The sequence below is a fragment of the Pseudolactococcus insecticola genome (genome assembly GCF_011170065.1).
Lineage (GTDB): Bacteria > Bacillota > Bacilli > Lactobacillales > Streptococcaceae > Pseudolactococcus > Pseudolactococcus insecticola.
In genome coordinates, this window is sequence record NZ_BLLH01000012.1 from 1 (window position 1) to 17,649 (window position 17,649).

Annotated in this window: 14 protein-coding genes; 2 read left to right on the forward strand and 12 right to left on the reverse strand. The window is 43.5% G+C overall.

Translation table 11 applies throughout. The annotated features are described in order from the left end of the window. Nucleotides 1-195: 195 nt before the first annotated feature. From purR to rpsL, 4 genes are all read right to left on the reverse strand, one after another. A complete protein-coding gene (purR, locus tag Hs20B_RS08795; RefSeq protein WP_172357668.1) occupies nt 196-1,008 on the reverse strand; it encodes a pur operon repressor in 813 nt (270 codons plus the stop codon). Nucleotides 1,009-1,134: 126 nt separating this feature from the next. Continuing rightward, nucleotides 1,135-3,210 (reverse strand): elongation factor G, encoded by a 2,076-nt coding sequence (gene fusA, locus Hs20B_RS08800; RefSeq protein ID WP_172357670.1) that lies wholly within the window; start codon nt 3,208-3,210, stop codon nt 1,135-1,137. 219 nt (nt 3,211-3,429) lie between these two features. Then, on the reverse strand, nt 3,430-3,897 hold the full coding sequence (gene rpsG, locus Hs20B_RS08805) for a 30S ribosomal protein S7 (protein WP_003140269.1): 468 nt from the start codon (nt 3,895-3,897) through the stop codon (nt 3,430-3,432). A 19-nt stretch (nt 3,898-3,916) separates the two neighbouring features. Then, entirely contained in the window at nt 3,917-4,330 is a 414-nt protein-coding gene (gene rpsL / locus Hs20B_RS08810; RefSeq protein WP_172357672.1) for a 30S ribosomal protein S12, read from the reverse strand. A gap of 303 nt (nt 4,331-4,633) precedes the next feature. On the opposite strand from rpsL, the gene pbp3 reads away from it, so the two are divergent. Further along, the gene (pbp3, locus tag Hs20B_RS08815) at nt 4,634-5,920 is read left to right on the forward strand and encodes a D-alanyl-D-alanine carboxypeptidase PBP3 (protein ID WP_172357674.1); all 1,287 of its coding nucleotides are present in this window, start codon (nt 4,634-4,636) and stop codon (nt 5,918-5,920) included. Between the two features lie 35 nt (nt 5,921-5,955). Here pbp3 and Hs20B_RS08820 read toward each other — a convergent pair whose 3' ends face one another. The 6 genes from Hs20B_RS08820 to Hs20B_RS08845 all read right to left on the reverse strand — a co-directional run bounded on the left by Hs20B_RS08820 (nt 5,956) and on the right by Hs20B_RS08845 (nt 13,957). Next, a complete protein-coding gene (locus Hs20B_RS08820) occupies nt 5,956-6,918 on the reverse strand; it encodes an AEC family transporter (protein ID WP_172357676.1) in 963 nt (320 codons plus the stop codon). Between the two features lie 44 nt (nt 6,919-6,962). Then, nucleotides 6,963-8,411, reverse strand: a complete 1,449-nt coding sequence (locus Hs20B_RS08825) for a glycoside hydrolase family 1 protein (protein ID WP_172357678.1) — start codon at nt 8,409-8,411, stop codon at nt 6,963-6,965. Between the two features lie 11 nt (nt 8,412-8,422). After that, complete coding sequence (locus Hs20B_RS08830) at nt 8,423-9,694, reverse strand: PTS sugar transporter subunit IIC (protein WP_172357680.1); 1,272 nt, start codon at nt 9,692-9,694, stop codon at nt 8,423-8,425. A 192-nt stretch (nt 9,695-9,886) separates the two neighbouring features. Next, nucleotides 9,887-11,698 (reverse strand): ABC transporter ATP-binding protein, encoded by a 1,812-nt coding sequence (locus Hs20B_RS08835; protein ID WP_371863854.1) that lies wholly within the window; start codon nt 11,696-11,698, stop codon nt 9,887-9,889. A gap of 50 nt (nt 11,699-11,748) precedes the next feature. Continuing rightward, nucleotides 11,749-13,521, reverse strand: coding sequence for an ABC transporter ATP-binding protein (locus Hs20B_RS08840; protein ID WP_172357684.1), 1,773 nt, complete (start codon nt 13,519-13,521; stop codon nt 11,749-11,751). Continuing rightward, nucleotides 13,514-13,957: a MarR family winged helix-turn-helix transcriptional regulator gene (locus Hs20B_RS08845; RefSeq protein ID WP_172357686.1), complete on the reverse strand. Its 444-nt coding sequence runs from the start codon at nt 13,955-13,957 to the stop codon at nt 13,514-13,516. Before Hs20B_RS08845 ends, Hs20B_RS08840 begins: the two co-directional genes overlap by 8 nt. Before the next feature lie 152 nt (nt 13,958-14,109). Here Hs20B_RS08845 and Hs20B_RS08850 point away from each other — a divergent pair, with 152 nt between their 5' ends. Beyond that, nucleotides 14,110-15,021: a magnesium transporter CorA family protein gene (locus Hs20B_RS08850; protein WP_172357688.1), complete on the forward strand. Its 912-nt coding sequence runs from the start codon at nt 14,110-14,112 to the stop codon at nt 15,019-15,021. Between the two features lie 38 nt (nt 15,022-15,059). On the opposite strand, the gene Hs20B_RS08855 is transcribed toward Hs20B_RS08850, so the two are convergent. Then, nucleotides 15,060-15,944, reverse strand: a complete 885-nt coding sequence (locus tag Hs20B_RS08855; RefSeq protein ID WP_172357690.1) for a GRP family sugar transporter — start codon at nt 15,942-15,944, stop codon at nt 15,060-15,062. Nucleotides 15,945-16,119: 175 nt separating this feature from the next. Further along, entirely contained in the window at nt 16,120-17,601 is a 1,482-nt protein-coding gene (gene guaB, locus Hs20B_RS08860; protein ID WP_172357692.1) for an IMP dehydrogenase, read from the reverse strand. Nucleotides 17,602-17,649 lie beyond the last annotated feature (48 nt).

Consider the following 17,649-nt stretch of genomic DNA (forward strand, 5'->3'; position numbering starts at 1 on the left):
TCTTGTGAGACAACTACTTAATTCTATCAGAACTTCCGCTCCTTGTCAACTACTTTTTGAAAGTTTTTTTATTTTTCTTTCAATCGTTCGTCTCCTCGAATTGAGTACTTTAATATCTTATCAAATTACTTCACCCCTGTCAACTACTTTCTTCACCTTTTTTATTTTTTTATTTTGGTAGCTTACAAAGGGCTTTTAGTCAGAATAAATATTCCCTAGAGCAACCACAATAGAACGATTTTCAACATCAATATCATCTATTTTCAAGATCGACTTATAGTCCGAGATTAGGCGTTCGCCTTTAAATGGTCCTTCTGCAAAAACAGCAACGCCCGCGAGCAGACAATCAAATTCATGCACTAACGATTTCATACCATTGAGTGTGCCTCCGCCTTTCATGAAATCGTCAACGATCAAAACACGCTGTCCAGGGGCAAGGGAACGCTTGGAAAGGGTCATGTTCTCGACTTTTGAGCTTGAGCCTGACATATAGTTGACATTGAGCGTGGCGCCTTCTGTAACCTTAGGATCGCGCCTGACAATGACAAAAGGTACATCAAGGATTTCACTGACCGCTTGGGCAATCGGAATTCCCTTGGTCGCAATCGTCATGACAGCATCAATCTGCTTGCCAACATATTCATGGGCGATAATTTTCCCAATCTTATCTAAATTTTTCGGGCTCCCTAAAATGTCAGATAGGTAGATATAGCCACCCGGTAAAATGCGGTTGCTTTCTTTCATCAGATCTGTAATTTCAAGTGCGATTTCTCGTGATTTTTCGTCAGAAATGCCTGGCGTAAATACAACACCACCTGAAACACCCGCAAATGTTTCAACTGACCCAACTTCTGTTTCTGAAAAAATGCGTTTGATAATCACCAAATCTTCTGAAATGGATGACTTTGCTGCCTTGTAACGTTCACTAAAAAATGATAGCGTTGTCAATTTTCTGGGGTGATTTAGTAAATAATTTGTGAAATCAACTAAACGTTCACTTCTTTTCATACCCTTGTCCTCTTTTTTCCTCTCAAACATCCAAAGATTTTGCCTTGAGACTTTATACCTCATTATAACAAAAAAACACGAACAATTAAACTTGAACGTGTTTTAATATTCGGAAATTTCTAGAAATTAACCTTGATTTTTTTTGATGATTGCTTCTTGTACTGATTTCGGTACATCTTCGTAGTGGTCAAACACCATCATGAAGGTACCGCGGCCTTGTGTAGATGAACGTAATGTTGTTGCGTATCCGAACATTTCAGCAAGTGGTACAAAAGCATGAACGATTTGGCTATTACCATGCGCTTCCATACCTTCAACACGTCCACGACGTGCTGTTACGTGACCCATGATATCTCCCAAGTTGTCTTCAGGAACGGTGATTGTAACTTTCATCATTGGTTCAAGGATAACTGGATTAGCTTTTGGTGCAGCTGCTTTAAGCGCATATGATGCTGCAACACGGAAAGCCGTTTCATTTGAATCGACATCATGATATGATCCGTCGTAAAGTTTAGCTTTCACGTCAACAAGTGGGTAGCCAGCAAGGACACCGTTTTGCATTGCTTCTTCCAAACCTTTTTCAACGGCTGGGATGTATTCGCGTGGTACCACACCACCGACGATTGCGTTTTCAAACTCGAAGCCTTTACCTTCTTCGTTTGGTGTAAACTCAACCCAAACGTGACCGTATTGACCTTTACCACCTGATTGACGGACGAATTTACCTTCGGCTTGTGTCACAGGTGCGCGGAATGTTTCACGGTAAGATACTTGTGGTGCACCGACATTTGCATCAACGTTAAATTCACGACGCATGCGGTCAACGAGGATATCCAAGTGAAGCTCACCCATACCAGCAATCAGTGTTTCACCAGTTTCAATATTTGTTTCAACACGGAATGATGGATCTTCTTCGGCAAGTTTTTGGAGGGCAACACCCATTTTATCTTGGTCAGCTTTAGATTTAGGTTCAACCATGACTTGGATAACGGGTTCTGGAAATTCGATAGATTCAAGAATCACTGGATTCTTTTCGTCTGTCAACGAGTCACCAGTTGTTGTGTCTTTCAACCCAACAGCGGCAGCGATGTCACCTGAGTAAACATCGTTGATTTCAGTACGGCTGTTTGCGTGCATTTGCAAAATACGGCCAATACGTTCGCGTTTGCCTTTTGAAGCATTCAAAACGTATGAACCAGCTGACAAGACACCTGAATAAACACGGAAGAATGTCAAACGTCCTACAAATGGGTCAGTCATAACTTTGAAGGCGAGGGCAGCAAACGGCGCTGAATCATCAGCAGGACGATCAGTTTCGTCGCCATCAGGTGTGATCCCTTTGATAGCTGGAACGTCTACTGGGCTTGGCAAGTAGTCAACGACTGCGTCAAGCATCATTTGAACACCTTTGTTTTTGAAGGCAGAACCTGCAAGCATTGGGTAGAACTCAACGTTGATTGTTGCTTTACGGATAGCTGCTTTAAGTTCAGCTTCTGTGATTTCTTCGCCTTCCAGATATTTCATCATGATGTCTTCATCAGTATCTGCAACAGCTTCAATCAATTTAGCACGCCATTCTTCAGCTTGCTCGCGGTATGCTTCTGGAATTTCTTCATCAAGAATGTCAGTACCAAGGTCATTTGTGTAGACTTCAGCGCGCATTGTAACAAGGTCAATGATTCCTTCGAAGTCATCTTCAGCTCCAATCGGAATTTGGATTGGATGAGCATTTGCATTCAAACGATCATGAAGTGTAGACAATGAGTAGAAGAAGTCTGCACCGATTTTATCCATTTTGTTCGCAAATACGATACGTGGTACGCCGTATTCAGTTGCTTGGCGCCAAACAGTTTCAGTTTGAGGTTCAACACCTGATTGCGCATCAAGCACGGTTACAGCACCATCAAGTACGCGAAGTGAACGTTGTACTTCGATTGTGAAGTCCACGTGACCTGGTGTGTCGATGATGTTGATGCGTGTGTCATGCCATGCAGCAGTTGTTGCTGCTGATGTGATTGTGATACCACGTTCTTGTTCTTGCGCCATCCAGTCCATTTGTGATGCACCCTCATGGGTTTCACCAATTTTATGAATCTTACCAGTATAGTAAAGTACACGTTCTGTTGTCGTTGTTTTACCAGCGTCGACGTGAGCCATGATACCGATGTTACGAGTGTTTTCAAGTGAAAATTCGCGTGCCATTATTTAGGTCTCCTAATTGTTTCTTGTAAAATCTCCTGCTTTTAGGGACTTCACTGAGTTAATGTTATTTAATTACTTGGTATTACATCTCATTTTATCACATTCCGTCTAAAAACACTAGATAGGCAGGTTGCCCACCTAGTGTTTTAGGTTTATGTTAGTTTTCAAGAGTTAAATCTGATAACTTGATAATAATGTGGTTTTAGAATTAAGAAAATCTTACCAGCGGAAGTGAGCGAACGCACGGTTAGCTTCTGCCATTTTGTGAGTATCTTCACGTTTTTTGACAGCAGCGCCCGTGTTGTTAGCTGCATCCATGATTTCTTTTGCAAGACGATCTTGCATTGTGTGTTCACCACGTTTGCGGGCGATTGTTACCAACCAACGCAAACCAAGTGTCACACGACGTTCAGGACGTACTTCAACGGGTACTTGGTAGTTTGACCCACCAACACGGCGAGCACGAACTTCAAGAACTGGCATGATGTTTTCCATTGCTTGTTCAAAAACTTCGATAGCTTCTGTTCCAGTCGCTTCTTTGATTTGTTCAAAGGCGCCGTAAACGATACTTGCTGAAGTACCTCGTTTACCATCAAGCATAACGCGGTTGATGAGACGAGTAACGACTACTGAGTTATAAAGTGGATCTGCCAAAACTTCGCGTTTTGGTGCACGATTTTTACGCATTTAATCTATCTCCTTTCGATTATGCTTTTGGTTTTTTAGTACCGTATTTAGAACGACCTTGTTTACGATCTGTTACACCAGCTGTATCAAGTGCACCACGAACGATATGGTAACGTACCCCTGGAAGGTCTTTTACACGGCCACCACGGAGCAATACCACGCTGTGTTCTTGCAGGTTGTGACCGATACCTGGAATGTAGGCTGTTACTTCAATCAGGTTTGACAAACGCACACGTGCGAATTTACGCAAAGCTGAGTTGGGCTTTTTCGGTGTCATTGTCCCAACACGAGTTGCAACCCCACGTTTTTGTGGTGAGTTTGTTTTCGTTTGAACTTTTTTGCGGCTGTTAAAGCCAACGTTCAATGCTGGTGCTGTTGATTTAACGATTTTTGATTTACGCGGTTTGCGAACCAATTGGTTAATAGTAGGCATTTCTTGCTTGCTTCCAAAAGACTATTTTGACTAAAAGTCAATAAGCGGTAATAATCTTGAAAGCATTCCTTTCGTTTTTTCGTTTAGTTGCGTCGGTATATGGTCGCTTACGCCAAGTTCCGACAAGAAGTTTTGGATACTTACATGCTAGAGATGTTGCCATCTTCAAGCATGCTCCTTTTGTTTGACCAAATGAAAAAGTACCGTCTTATAGTTTATCATGTTTTTTGATAAATGTCAAATTTTTCTTTTCCAGCCTAGATTTTTCAGACAAAACCTTGCTTTTTTGTTATAATTTAAACTATGAAAAAGATATGTTTACTATTGATTATTTGTTTTGGTGCGATTTTCACGCCGGTTACTGCCTTTGTTTCTGCTGATGATGTCTACGAAACGCCTGCTAAGGCTGCCATTGCCATTGATTCTGATAGTGGTAAAATCCTCTACGCACAAAATGCTGACAAAGCCATGGGGATTGCCTCCATTACCAAAATCATCACGGCCTATCTGACGCTCGACGCCATCAAAAAAGGAACGCTACACTGGGATGATAAGGTTAAGATGAGCGACTATGCTTACGAATTGACGCAAAATCCTGAGGCGTCAAATATCGCTGTCAATGACAAAGACGAGAGTTTTTCAATCCGAGATCTGTTCAATGCTACCATGATCCAGTCTGCTAACTCCGCTGCCATTACCCTGGCTGAAAAAGTTGGTGGTACTGAGCCCAAGTTTGTCGATATGATGAAGTCGCAGCTCGCTTACTGGGGCATCACGGATGCCAAGCTCGTCAATGCGTCCGGCCTAAACAATAGCGTTCTAGGCAAAAATATCTATCCAGGCTCGTCAGAAACAGCTGAAAATGAGCTGTCAGCCAAAGACGTCGCCATCGTTGCACAGCACCTGATCCGCGACTTTCCAGACACGCTTGCAACAACCAAAAAAGCAACAGAAACTTTTGACAAGGGCGGTGCTTCAGAGCAAACCCTTGCGACCTATAACTACATGCTCCCTGGCTTACCTGCTGCTCGTGCAGGTGTGGATGGTCTCAAAACGGGAACGACCGAATTTGCCGGTGCTTGTTTTGTCGCAACAACCATGCAAAATAACTTCCGAATAATCACAGTGGTGCTAAACGCTGATGGTGCAGACACCGATGACTACGCCCGTTTCACTGCAACAGGTGGCCTCATGAACTATGTCTACGGAACTTGGACCGCACGCATCATTGCTAACAAAGACGTCAAAATGAGCGTTCCCGAAGCCCCAACCAAGCTGACGGTCCTTGACGGACAAAAAACTAGCGTCAACGTCCTGCCTTCTGACAACTTTTCGACGGTTGTGCCAATGGCATCTGACAGCAAGACATCCCTCAGCTTTAGTAAAAAACAAGGCGCTGACGTCACTGCTGCTATCACCAAACATCAAAAACTCGTCAAAGTGACATTTAATATCAAAGATAAGCTAGGCTATCTCCCTGGTTCTGACGGGGAAAAATTCTATCTGACGGCAACATCAGCCGTTCCTCGCAGTAACTCTGTCAAGGTTATGTGGAATCATTTCGTCAGATTTGTCAATGAAAAATTATAAAGAAATATCAGGCCAAAAATCAGCCGGATATTTTTTTATAGCCACTGCAAAACAGCAAGTAGAACAGGCACAACTGCTAAGTACGATAGAACCGTATAGCCAAGCGTTGACGTCGCAAACTCGACATCAGCATGATATAGCCGTGCTAAAATTGGCACCGAATTTTGAATTGGCATTGACGACTGGATAAAAAACACTTTTACCATCAGATCCGGAATGTGAATAAAACGCGTCAGAACAACGATGATCAAAGGCGAGATGATAAATCTCCCCATCAGAACACCGACAATCGCCTTGTTTAGCTTGAGCGTTCTGATACCTAGAAAATAAACAGTAATTCCGATGATAAACATAGATAATGGCGTTGTCAAATTACCGATATAGGTTGCAAAATTCCCCAGAGCAAGCGGCACTTTGATACCTATCAGCAGCCAGATAATACCAATAGTAAATCCTAGCATAGCAGGATTCATAACCTTCTTTAAACCTGCCAAGAGCCCGAAACTTTGTGGTACTGGCGCTTCTTCAAGCCCTGCAAATGTTTGCGAATCCTGCGCAATCTTATAGACACCCCAAGTCCAGAAAAACGTGGTATTTGCGATATAGTAAATCAAAACATAAGGAATTGACGCACTACCAAAAACAGCAATATTGATCGGCAAACCGATAAAAATCGTGTTACTGCAAGTGAACATGGTGCTGAAAGTCCCTAAACGTGAGCTTTTCACGCCCAGTAACTTGGCGACAGCTTTAGAAGCCCAGTAGGCGATAATCATTGACAGGACGGGCACCACGATGCCGCCAATCAGATGGATAAACTCAGCTTTAGAAAATTTTTGTGTAATCGTGATAAACATCTCAAAAGGCAGTGCAAGTGCAAGCACCATCTTTGAAAAAACATCTGCTGTGTGACTGTCAAACCACTTTTTATAGGACAAAAAATAGCCCACGAACATCATGGCAAATATGGCAAAAATATTGAAGTACGCTTCTATCATGCCTTTATTATAGCAAAAAACGCCCGTAGGCGCTTGCTTTTCCTCTATAAGCCTGTGATTTTGGTGTAACTATCAGCCTCTTCAATCTCAATGTCAATATCGAGTGCATTGGCTTCAGCGACCGTTTTGATAAAATGACCAGATTTTTTGATTGTTTTGACCTGCGTGTGGATATTGTTTGAGATAAATCCATATCGGTTACGATAGGAATTTAGCCAACTCCAGCAGTCAATCGGCGTCCAGAGATGGTAGCCAAAACAGTTTGACCCTTCTTCAATCCCTTTATGAACCCAGTAAAGATGCTCTTTGATAAAGGTAATGCGATAATCGTCTTGAATCACACCGTCCTCACCCATCCATCGTTCTTCACGGCTCACGCCCATCCCATTTTCAGAGACAAACCACGGGATATTCTTGTAGTTTTCTTTGACGTCCATGGCAATGTCGTACATGGCTTTGGGATAAATCTCCCAGCCCTTGTCGTGATTCATGCGGCGTCCTGGCATGTGGTACTCTTTCCAGAACTTATCTGGCATCCAGTCAACGGCAAGGCTATTGGTTGAAAACTCGGGCCGTGACACGCGATCAGGGTGATAGAAATTCACACCTAGATAATCAATCGTGTTTGCCTTGATCAGTGCAAGTTCTTCAGGTGTTGACGTCCAGATGGCGTCTTCACTTGTTAGCAAGTCAACGAGTTCAGCTGGAAATTCACCGTGTACACTAGCATCCATGAACAAACGATTTTTCCATAGATTGGCAATGTGGCTGGCCTTGAGGTCTTCTGACTCATCACTCGCCGGGTATGGCGGTGTTAGATTTAGAATGATACCAATTTTGGCATCTTTTGCTGCCACTTTACGAAATTCTGCAATGGCTTTACTACTTGCCAACTGCAGATTATAGGCCACTTGGACGGCCTTTTTTCCGTCAATAATCTGCGGATAGTGAAAATCGTATAGGTACCCTCCTTCAACGATAACCATTGGTTCGTTAAAAGTAAACCAGTCCTTGACACGGTCACTAAATAACTCAAAACACGTTTTTGCAAACTTGGCATATAGGTCTGTGACATGCTTGTTTTCCCAGCCGCCGTACTGACGCAGAAGCTCTACCGGCAAGTCAAAATGGTGTAGGTTCATAATCGGACGGATGCCATTTTTGATAAACTCGTCAATCACATCGTTGTAAAATCTAAGCGCATCGGCATCAACGCTACCTGTTTCCAAATCGTCAATCAAACGAGACCACTGAATACTCGTGCGAACAGAGTTCAGACCGATTTCTTTCATCAGTTTGATGTCTTCTTTATACGAATTGTAAAAGTTTGAAGCAGTGTCTGGGCCTACTTGGTTATGAAATAGCTCAGGCTTGATTTCGTACCAATAGTCAAATACATTGGCGTGTTTTTTGTTGAAACGGCCTTCAGTCTGGGGACCGCTAGTTGCAGCTCCCCACCAAAAATCTTTGGGAAATTTGAGTTTTTCAGTCATGTTATCCCCCGTTAAATTTCTGCTGAGTTATCGATCATTTTCAGGAATGGCAACCAGATAATACCGATTACAATCATTTGAACTAATTGTAGTACGGATCCCATGATTGAGTTAGTTGCTAGGAAACCTGAGATCAATACTGGCATTGTCCACGGTACTTGTGCCCCTGTTGTGAGCGGTACAAGACCACTTGCAAAGCCTGCATAGGCGATGATAACAGATACCACTGGCGCCAAGATCCACGGGATAAAGAGTGAGGCGTTCATAACGACCGGCATCCCGAAGATAACGGGTTCATTTACGTTAAAGATACCTGGCGCAAGACCAAGACGCGCTACTTCTTTATATTGTTTTTTCTTGACAATGGCAAGGATGAGGATCAAAACGATCAGAGTTGAGCCTGAACCACCGAGACTCACGGTAAATGTATCCATGAATGATTTTGTAACGATATGACCATGGTCACGCAATGCTGAACCGCCTTTTTTCAGCAGGTCAGCATTTTCAAGGGCGTTTGTTTGCCAAAACGGTTCAAATACTGAGTTTACGATAACTTGACCGTGAAGACCAAAGAACCATAGGAACTGAACCAAGAAAACCGCAACGATTGTACCTGGAAGCGATGTACCGATACCTGTCAATGGTTTTTGGATGACATCGTAGATGACGTCATGCAAGTTTGTGTCAAATACGCCAACCATGAGAGCGTTTACAATTAGGAATACAAAAAGTGTACCCATAACTGGAATAAGCGCTGAAAATGATTTTGAAACTGCTGGTGGAACACCGTCAGGCATGTTGATTGTAAATCCTTTTTGAACGAGGAAAACATAAAGTTTAGCAGCGATAAAAGCACTGATAATTCCAAGGAACATCCCTTTAGCACCCAAACGATCCAATGTCAATAGACCGCTTTGTGTGACTTTGTCAAATACTGCGAAAAATGGCGTTAAAATCAAATATGACGCAAGTGCAACAATGGCACCAAATATAGCTTCAACATCTTTGGCTTTTGAGTAATAATAACCGACACCAATTGTCACAAAGACTGTCAAGATTGACATCGTTGCGTTTTGACCATTGCCAAAGAGTGTTGAAAAAGTTGATTTTAAACTGTCTGGCCAAAATGGCAAGTTGTTAAATACGACGATGAACGAGCCGAACATGGTCAGCGGAAAGCTCATCATAAAAGCATCACGGAGAACTGTCAGATACAGATTTCCTCCGATTTTTGCAGCAATTGGTGCGATTTTTGCGCCAAGTGCATCCATAAATTTATTCATTTGTGAACTCTTTCTAGTAATGGTCCCCTTTTTAAAACTTAAAAGACCTTGATGAATTGAAATAAAAATATCGAATGTAAACGTTTTCTAACCGTTATTAATTTAGTATATACATAAATAACGTTTTTGTCAAGCATTTCTGAATAAATCAAAAAAATGACTTTGTTTATATAAAACAAAGTCATTTTTAGCTTAAGCAACACTTTCAAACTGTGAATTATAGAGCCCTGCGTAAAAACCATCTGCAGCAAGCAACGTATCGTGGTTGCCACTTTCGATGATGTCTCCATCTTTCATCACGAGAATCAAGTCGGCATTTTTGATTGTTGACAATCTGTGTGCGATGACAAAACTTGTACGACCTTCCATCAGTCGGTCCATCGCTTTTTGAATCAGTTCTTCTGTCCGTGTATCAACTGATGACGTTGCTTCATCGAGAATGAGCATTGGCGCATCTTTCAGGAGCGCGCGGGCAATGGTCAAGAGCTGACGCTCGCCAACTGACAATTCTTCAGCATCTTTGATGAGTGAGTCATAGCCATTTGGCAACGTATTGATAAAGTGGTCAACGCCCACTGCTTCGGCTGCTGCGATGACCTGTGCATCTGTGATACCTGTTTGGTTATATATCAAGTTCTCCTTGACCGTTCCTTCAAACAACCACGTATCTTGTAGCACCATTGAAAACTGATCATGCACCGCTTCTCGCGTGATATTTTTGATAGGCGTCCCGTCAATCGTGATGCTGCCTGAGTTTGTGTCATAAAAACGCATGAGCAGATTGACCATGGTTGACTTACCAGCACCTGTAGGGCCGACAATTGCGATTTTCTGACCAGGTTCAGCTTTAGCTGAGAAGTCATTGATAATCACACGATCTGCGTTGTAGCCAAAGTGAACATTGTCAAAAGCAACTGCGCCTTTTGGATTGTCAATCGTTGAGGCTTTGCCAGTTTCGTCTTCAAGTTCATCTTCTGCTAAAAATGAGAAGATGCGTTCTGACGCAGCACCTGCAGATTGCATTGACGTCACGGCCTGTGCGATTTGCGTCAAGGGTTGCGTGAACAGGCGGATATAAACCATGAAGGCAACGATAACACCAAAGCTAATCTTGCCATCAATAGCAAGCACGGCACCGACAAGTGAAACTGCCGCATAGCCGAAATTCCCGACAAATTGCATGAGTGGCATCATCAGACCAGATAGAAACTGTGATTTCCAGACTGAGTCATAGAGTCGCTCATTGATTTCGTCAAATTCGTCTTGTTTGGCTTTATCGGCATTTGAAACCTTGACCATGTTATGGCCTGTATAAACTTCCTCGACAAAGCCATTGACTTCGCCCAAACCATTTTGTTGTGCGTTAAAGAATTTTTGTGATTTTGCCATGATGAGCATCATCAGACCAAAACCGATAACCGTCGTGCCAATGGCGGTCAGACTCATTTGAACGTTGGTCTTAAACATCATGATGATAGAGCCGATAAACAATGTCAGAGCTGACACGAGGCTGCCGACAGATTGGTTCAAAGCTTGACCAATCGTGTCCACATCATTTGTCACGCGCGACAGCGTATCACCATAGGGATGGCTGTCAAAATAGCGCAAGGGCAACTTGTTAATCTTGTCAGAAATGTCATGACGCAGTTTTTTAGACGTGCGTTGTGTGACCGTCGCCATGATAAAGCCTTGAATATAGCTAAGCACCGCAGATCCCGCATAAAACGAGATTAGGACAAGACCAATCGACGTGATCTTTTTCAGATCAATATCGCCGTGACCAGGCATCCCTTTTGGAATGAAGCTCTTTGTCAGACCTTCCATGATTTTATTTGTGATTTCTGAGAGTTTATCAGGACCGATGATGGTCAGATAGGCGCCACCACAGGCTGCAAGCGCCGCAATGATAATCGCAGGATACCACGGTTTCACATATTTGACTAGATCTCCGAGCGCTTTTTTGATGTCTTTTGGCTTCTCACCACTTCCACGTCGACCACCCATGCCACCGCCTGGCTGTTGCTGAGGACGTCTTGATTTAGTTTCTTCACTCATTAGGCTAATTCCTCCTTAGAAAGTTGTGAATAGGCGATCTCTTGATAGATCGCATTGTTGGCAAGCAATTCGTCGTGCGTGCCGTGACCCACAACCTTACCTTGATCCAAAACAATAATCTGATCAGCATCGATAATCGTACCAATCCGTTGCGCAACGATCAGTTTTGTCGTCTCAGCTGTTTCCGCTTTCAGCGTATCACGCAAGACACGGTCAGTCCGGTAGTCAAGCGCTGAAAAACTATCATCGAAAACCAAGATTTCTGGGTGTCTGGCAATGGCACGTGCAATCGCAAGACGTTGTTTTTGACCACCAGACAAGTTCAGACCGCCTTGAGAAATCTCAGCGTCAAGACCTTTGGGATCTTTTGTAACAAATTCTTCAGCTTGTGCAATCCGAACTGCCGTCATAAGTTCTTCATCTGTAAAGGCGGTATGCCCATTTTCACCAAACTCAAGGTTTGAGCGGATTGTACCATTGAACATAACAGGTTTTTGAGGAATGAAGCCAAGCTTGTTATGCAGGACTTCTTCCTTAAACTCTCTGACGTCAACACCGTCTACAAGAACTTGACCACCAGTTACGTCATAATAACGTGGTATCAGATTGATCAGAGTAGACTTACCAGATCCGGTCGATCCGATAAATGCCACGGTCTGACCTTTTTCAGCCTTAAATGACACATTTTCAATGACGTGTTCTGACGCGTCGTTGTAGCTAAATGACACGTTTCTAAACTCAACAGTTCCAACTTCTGTGGTTGCTGTGGCGTCTTTGGTCCCATCTTTGATAGAGCTTTGCGTTTCGATGACTTCCATAATCCGATTGGCAGACACATTGGCACGTGGCCACATGATAAAGATCATCGTTAGCATCATAAAGGCCATCACCACTTGCATACCATATGACGTGAAAACAACCATGTCAGAAAAAAGGTTGACACGTGGTGAATTAGTGGGCAATCCGACTTTTGCTGCCTTGATGATATTTGCCCCAATCAGATAAACTGCGACTGACAAACCTGATGAAACAAGTGACATCATCGGCATCATCATCGCCATCATCCGTTGAATAAAGAGATTGGTTTGCGTAATATCGTTATTTGCCGCTTCAAACTTCTCGCTTTGATAGCCTTCAGCATTGTAAGCACGCACAACACGAATCCCTGTCAGGTTTTCGCGCGTTACCGAGTTGAGCTTATCTGTCAGTTTTTGGATAATCTTGAACTTCGGCATGGCAAAAGCGATGATAATCCCAATCACAATCAAGATGAAAACAACGGCAACGCCAAGTGCTGTGGTCCATTCCCACGACTTATCTGCGATTTTGTAAATGGCCCAAACTGCTGTAATTGGCGCCTTAATCACGAGTTGCAGCCCCATTGCCACAATCATCTGAACCTGTGTGATGTCGTTTGTTGAGCGTGTAATCAAGCTGGCTGTTGAGAAGTTGTTGATCTCAGCCATCGAATACTCAGACACTTGGTGATAAACTTCGTGGCGGAGTTTGCGCGACAGACCCGCTGCCACTTTGGCTGCAAAATAACCCACGATAACTGCCGCAACGAGCGACCCTAGCGCACAGAGCACCATCCATTTGCCTTCATCAACGATCTGTGAAACCGTCGTGCCTTTTGTCTGGATTAACTTTGTGACCTTGCTCATGTAATCTGGCAATTTCAAGTCCAGATAGACCTGTGCCACGATGAATACCAAGCTGATTGCCACGTAAGATAGCTCCCGACCTGTTATTTTTTTGAGTACCTTAAACATTTTCGCCTCCTAGGTTTGTCTTTATTTTATTGATTGTTGCGATAAAAGCTGCAATTTCATCCGCGTCTAAATCTCCACGTAAAACCGTTTCAAACTGCGTCATGCGCGCTTCCACCACATCATACATGGCAAACGCCTTGTCCGTTAGGATGATTTTTTTGAGCCTTGCGTCGTAGGCAACAGGCTCACGGGTAATCAAACCTGTCTGTTCCATTTTTTTGATAAATGTCGTCGCCGTTGGTCTGCGCATGATAAATTTTTTTTCAATGTCTTTTTGAAAAATGTCTTCATCTTGATGCCTAATCAGATATTCCGTGACCCAAATCTGCAAGCCAGTCACCTCATCAAATGCCTCCTGCGGCCGATGTTTTGCCACAAAACGTGTGATAGAAATCGTCAATTCCCGCAATTCAACGCCAATCTTGTCTTCTGTCATGAGTGTCCTTTCTTTTTTGTTAGTTAGATAACCGTTAGGTACTTAACTGTTAGCATAGTAACAATGATAGACTTATTTTTACAGATTGTCAACAAAAATAATTGACATTTTCCATGATTTATATGATACTGTCAAAAGAAAGGCTTTCAACCATGATCACAACACAAAAATTTAACCAGAACACTTGGATTAACATCAAGCTGGATGCGGCAGATACTGACAAATCTGAGCTAAAAAAAGTTTATACCGACTATGAGATTGACGAGGAGGTCATCGCCTACTCACTTGATGAAAATGAACGACCCCATCTGGACTATGACAAAGCGACAGGTGTTTTCGTCCTGATCTATAATGCGCCAAATCCCAATAAAGTCGACAACCATTATGAGACTGTTCCCATGACATTTATCGTAAAAGACAGCCATCTGATCACCGTCACGCATCCGCACTCTGAGCATCTCTATGAAAAGATGCTAAAAAAGCTCGTCATAACGCCTGATAGTAGCATTTTTGAGTTTTTGTTCGATAGTTTATTTTGGATTACTGACCAGTTTTTTCCTGATATTGAGAGCATGAACGATGCGCGTCAGAATGTCAATCTCAAGCTTCGTCAGAAGACCTCTAAGGAAAATCTACTTGCCTTGTCCGACCTTGAGATTGGTGTTGTTTTCTACGTTGCTGCCGCCAAGCAAAATGCTGTTTTATTAGAGCAAATCAGAACTCACGCCATCTATAAAGAATTTTCTGACGACGAGAAAGAATCACTTGACGACGCAACGATTGAAGCCAAACAATTAGTCGAAATGACTCAGCTCACGTCACAAATCTTGCAGCAACTCTCAAGCTCCTACAACAACGTCCTAAATAATGACCTAAATGATCGCATGAAGCTCCTAACCATGCTCTCAATCCTTCTGACCATCCCAACAATCGTCACAGGATTTTTCGGGATGAACATGCCACTGCCGCTTGAACATAACGCACTCGGCACCATCATCGTAATCAGCATCAGCTTGATCCTCTGGGCGCTACTCTATTACAGACTCCGACGACTCCTCAAATAAAAAAGCCCATCTTCATCATGAAAATGAGCTTTTTTTATTTACTGAACTTTAACCACCGCAAGTAGCAGAGCACCTACAATAAATAGTGCAATGCCGATGACAACATACCGCATCTCAAGCTTGGTCTTCTTTTCGCCAAGAAAGAGGATGCCACCAATCGTCGAGATGATCACGCCAAGCTGTGAAAATGAGAAGGCAATAGCAAGTCCTGCCTCTGCCGCCGCAAGCAGCATGAAGACATTACCCACACCCCACATGAGACCAACAGGGATGTTTTTGAAGACAACGGGCTCGATTTTGATCTTGCCACCTGCAATCGCCCAAGCTCCAATCATCATCCCGACTGACATCGGTAAAATGACCGTCAGCGTATCGATTTTGACATGAAAGAGTTTTTCAGCCAAGTTATTGAACAAAACAGTATACATCACGTAGCCAAATGTAGAGTAGGTAAGCGAGCGTAGACCTTTTCCTAGGTCATGATGTTGCGGTGCTGCTGCTGCATTTGGGTCGCGCTTCGACGAATAATAGAACCCGACCACAAGCACAATAATTGCGATAAATCCTAGCAAATACTGAATCGGCTTTGTCCATTCACCAAAGGCAAGGACGCCAATCAGGCTACCGACAACTAGCTGTGAGCCACTTGAAAGCGGACCAGCAACAGAAACGCCCATAAACTTAGCAGCATTGAACTGCCCGTTTTGGCCTAACGCCCAGAGTGCGCCGCCAACAAGACCGATGATGATCGTTTTGAGATCGATCGTGGGTCTGTGCACCACAAACACGATCAGGGCGAAAATAAATGCCCCAAATGTCATGCCGAGTGTTTGTTGATTGGCGTCGCCACCAATCTTGCTTGAAACAAAAATAATCGAGCCCCATGCAATCATAGGGACTAATGCGAGAAGTATACCTGTCATTGTAACTGTTTTCCTTTTTTCTTTGTAATTTTCTGTTAGTTTGTAAACCGTTTTCAAAAATGAAATCTTTACTATTTTAACTTAAATTTGGAAAAAAATCAATGATATCGTACTAAAAAACAAAAAAACAGCAAAATGCTGTTTTCCGGGTTATGTCGTTGTTATTTTCAGCCGATCAATGTACTGAATAGTTCGGTGCTTCTTTAGTGATTTGGACGTCATGTGGGTGGCTTTCTTTAAGACCGGCGCCTGACATTTCCATAAATTGTGCATTTTCATGCAAGGCTTCGATGTCTGCTGCTCCAGTGTAGCCCATACCCGCTTTGAGGCCGCCAATCATCTGGAAGACGATGTCTGTTGCAGAGCCTTTATAGGCCACACGTCCTTCGATACCTTCTGGCACGAGTTTGTTGGCTTCGTTCACGCCACCTTGGAAATAGCGATCTGACGAGCCTTTTTTCATCGCAGAAAGGCTGCCCATGCCACGATACGTCTTGTATTTACGACCTTGGTAGATTTCAAATTCGCCTGGTGATTCGTCAGTTCCAGCAAGCATTGAACCAAGCATGACGGCGTCGCCACCAGCTGCAAGGGCTTTGACAATGTCACCTGAGTACTTGATACCGCCGTCAGCAATGATTGTTTTGCCGTATTCACGCGCCACGGCTGCCGCGTCATAGATAGCTGTGATTTGTGGGACGCCGACACCCGCGACAACACGTGTTGTACAGATTGACCCAGGACCAATGCCGACTTTCACGACGTCAACCCCTGCATCATAGAGGGCACGTGCGCCTTCTGACGTCGCGATATTACCTGCAATCAGTGTCCGTTCAGGGAAATGAGCACGAATCTCAGAAATCTTGCGCAAAACGCCTGCTGAGTGACCGTGTGCTGTATCGATGACAATGGCATCTGCACCCGCTTCAAACAGTGCCTCAGCACGCTCAAACGTATCAGATGTCACGCCAACAGCTCCCGCTACGATCAAGCGACCTTTTGCGTCTTTTGCTGCATTTGGAAACTCAATCACGCGCTCAATGTCTTTAATCGTAATCAAACCTGACAAACGACCTTCAGCGTCAACAAGTGGCAATTTTTCAATCTTATGTTTTTGGAGCAATGACTCAGCTTCTTTCAAAGTTGTGCCGACTTGTCCTGTCACAAGGTTTTCTGACGTCATGACATTTCTGATCTCTTGATCATAGTTTTCAACAAATCGCAAATCGCGGTTTGTCAAAATCCCGATTAACTTACGATTATCAAGCGTTTCAACGATTGGCACACCTGAAATGCGGTAAGTCGCCATCAAGTCCTCAGCCTCTTGAATTGTGTGCTCAGGCGTGAGGAAAAATGGATCTGTGATAACACCAGACTCAGAACGTTTTACTTTGCGCACTTCGTCAGCTTGCTCAGTGATGCTCATGTTTTTGTGAATGACGCCAAGACCACCTTGACGTGCCATAGAAATCGCCATAGCGCTATCTGTGACCGTATCCATCGCCGCTGAAATCACGGGGATATTCAAGGTCAAGTTGGGTGCGAGTTGTGTCTTCATGCTGACTTCGTTAGGCAACACGTGGCTCTCCGCTGGAATAAGCAGTACGTCGTCGAATGTGTAGCCTTTTTTCAAAAATTTAGTGTCCCAATTTGACATTGAAATGTTTCCTTCTTTCTAGAATTTGCGAGCAAGAACCTTGCTTAG

Bases quoted from the DNA above. Each gene is read 5' to 3' on its own strand.
- purR (WP_172357668.1), bottom strand. From the start codon at position 1,008: ATGAAAAGAAGTGAACGTTTAGTTGATTTCACAAATTATTTACTAAAT.
- fusA (WP_172357670.1), bottom strand. From the start codon at position 3,210: ATGGCACGCGAATTTTCACTTGAAAACACTCGTAACATCGGTATCATG.
- rpsG (WP_003140269.1), bottom strand. From the start codon at position 3,897: ATGCGTAAAAATCGTGCACCAAAACGCGAAGTTTTGGCAGATCCACTT.
- rpsL (WP_172357672.1), bottom strand. From the start codon at position 4,330: ATGCCTACTATTAACCAATTGGTTCGCAAACCGCGTAAATCAAAAATC.
- pbp3 (WP_172357674.1), top strand. From the start codon at position 4,634: ATGAAAAAGATATGTTTACTATTGATTATTTGTTTTGGTGCGATTTTC.
- Hs20B_RS08820 (WP_172357676.1), bottom strand. From the start codon at position 6,918: ATGATAGAAGCGTACTTCAATATTTTTGCCATATTTGCCATGATGTTC.
- Hs20B_RS08825 (WP_172357678.1), bottom strand. From the start codon at position 8,411: ATGACTGAAAAACTCAAATTTCCCAAAGATTTTTGGTGGGGAGCTGCA.
- Hs20B_RS08830 (WP_172357680.1), bottom strand. From the start codon at position 9,694: ATGAATAAATTTATGGATGCACTTGGCGCAAAAATCGCACCAATTGCT.
- Hs20B_RS08835 (WP_371863854.1), bottom strand. From the start codon at position 11,698: ATGGGTGGTCGACGTGGAAGTGGTGAGAAGCCAAAAGACATCAAAAAA.
- Hs20B_RS08840 (WP_172357684.1), bottom strand. From the start codon at position 13,521: ATGTTTAAGGTACTCAAAAAAATAACAGGTCGGGAGCTATCTTACGTG.
- Hs20B_RS08845 (WP_172357686.1), bottom strand. From the start codon at position 13,957: ATGACAGAAGACAAGATTGGCGTTGAATTGCGGGAATTGACGATTTCT.
- Hs20B_RS08850 (WP_172357688.1), top strand. From the start codon at position 14,110: ATGATCACAACACAAAAATTTAACCAGAACACTTGGATTAACATCAAG.
- Hs20B_RS08855 (WP_172357690.1), bottom strand. From the start codon at position 15,944: ATGACAGGTATACTTCTCGCATTAGTCCCTATGATTGCATGGGGCTCG.
- guaB (WP_172357692.1), bottom strand. From the start codon at position 17,601: ATGTCAAATTGGGACACTAAATTTTTGAAAAAAGGCTACACATTCGAC.